General features: G+C 78.3%; 1 protein-coding gene and 1 pseudogene. Both read right to left on the reverse strand.

The window, feature by feature from the left end; translation table 11 throughout:
* Window positions 1-187: 187 nt before the first annotated feature.
* Window positions 188-1,051, reverse strand: a complete 864-nt coding sequence (locus LCE31_RS39635; RefSeq protein ID WP_225023137.1) for a hypothetical protein — start codon at window positions 1,049-1,051, stop codon at window positions 188-190.
* 51 nt (window positions 1,052-1,102) lie between these two features.
* Window positions 1,103-1,384, reverse strand: a pseudogene (locus tag LCE31_RS39640) (hypothetical protein); the annotation flags it as partial.

Genomic DNA, 1,384 nt, shown 5'->3' on the forward strand with positions numbered 1-1,384 from the left:
AGAGGCGCCCGCGTCACGGTCGTGGGCTGGGGCGCGGCGGTCGGCCGTCCTCTGGTGCCGCTGCTGCTGCGGCGCGGGGGCCCCCGGGCCCGGGGCCCCCCGGCCCCCCCCCCCCCGGGCGGGGGGGCCGGCCGCGGGCGGCGGGGGGGCGGCCCCTTCCGCTTGGTGCCGGGAGGGGGTCGGTGTCTCAGTGGCCGAATTCCCCTTCGTCCGGGCCCGGTTCGAAGCCCGCCCGGTAGTCGACTCCCGGCTCGGGGCCGATGGGCTCGCCGGTCTCGGCGTCCGTGCAGTAGGCGTTGAACACCTCGGCCGCGGTGAGCGGGAGGAGCCTGCCGCGGGACAGGCGCCAGCCGTACAGGCGATCGGGGGCGCCCGCGGCGGCGGTGCGCATGACGAGGCCCGCCGGTGTGCCGAGGGCGACGGCGACGGCGAGGACCGTCACGAACTCGGCCGTGCGCTCGCCGTCGAGGAGCGTGGCCCCGTCGGGCTGTTCGGCGCGCAGCACTCCGACGAGCGGGTCGTCGGCGGCGGGTGCGCTGCACACGAGCTGGTGGGTTCCGGGTCCCGCGCGCTCCAGGAGCCGCCAGAGCAGGGCGGAGGCGTGGTCGTAAGCGGCGCGTCCGATGTCCTGGTCGCAGTGGGCGCAGGAGCCGAGTCCCGCGAGGATCGCCGCCGCGTACTCGTAGGTGGCCTTGCGGACGGCGGTGTCGACGAGGGTGGGCAGCAGGATGCCGAGCGGCTGCCCCGTGTAGGTGAGGGCGGCCCCGCCGGATGCGGCGATCCCCGCCGTGTACCGGGCGCGGGGGGCGGGCGAGTCGGGGTCGCGTCCGGTCTCCGCGCAGTCCCACGCGTAGTCGGCGGGGTCGAACAGGGCCACCTCGGTGTGCAGTTCGCGGGTGGCGAGCTGCTGGAGGAGGGCGGCGGTGTGCCGCAGGTAGGCGGTGTGGTCGTCGAAGGAGAAGGTGCTGTACGCGCGCATGGCTGCGAAGTCCTCCTCGTCGGCCAGGAGGCCGACGGTGCTCGGGGCTTCGCGGCGCAGGGCCCTGCGCATGCTCCTGGGTGTCGGGCGGCCCGGGGCTCGGCCCCGGCCGGACGCGGTGCGTCACTCCGCGTCGTCGCCCAGGATCTTCCTCGCGGGGGCGAACACCTCGTCGACATCGAGCCGGCGGGTCAGCAGACCCTGCGCGAGGCAGGTGTCGATCATGAACTCCAGCGGGGCGCGCAGGGCTTCGAAGCCGAGGCGGACCGGCGAGGGCGTGTCGGCCGGACGCTCGACCGCGGCGTGGGGGGGGGGGGGGCCCGCGGCCCCCGGGGCGGGGCCCCCCCCCGGGGGGCGGGGGGGGCGGCCCGCCCCCCCCCCCCCCGCCCCCGGCCGGGGCGGCGC

The organism is Streptomyces sp. 8L (genome assembly GCF_020176795.1).
Taxonomy (GTDB): Bacteria; Actinomycetota; Actinomycetes; order Streptomycetales; family Streptomycetaceae; genus Streptomyces.

Coding starts and splice junctions, on each gene's coding strand:
- LCE31_RS39635 (WP_225023137.1), bottom strand. CDS start 1,051: ATGCGCAGGGCCCTGCGCCGCGAAGCCCCGAGCACCGTCGGCCTCCTG.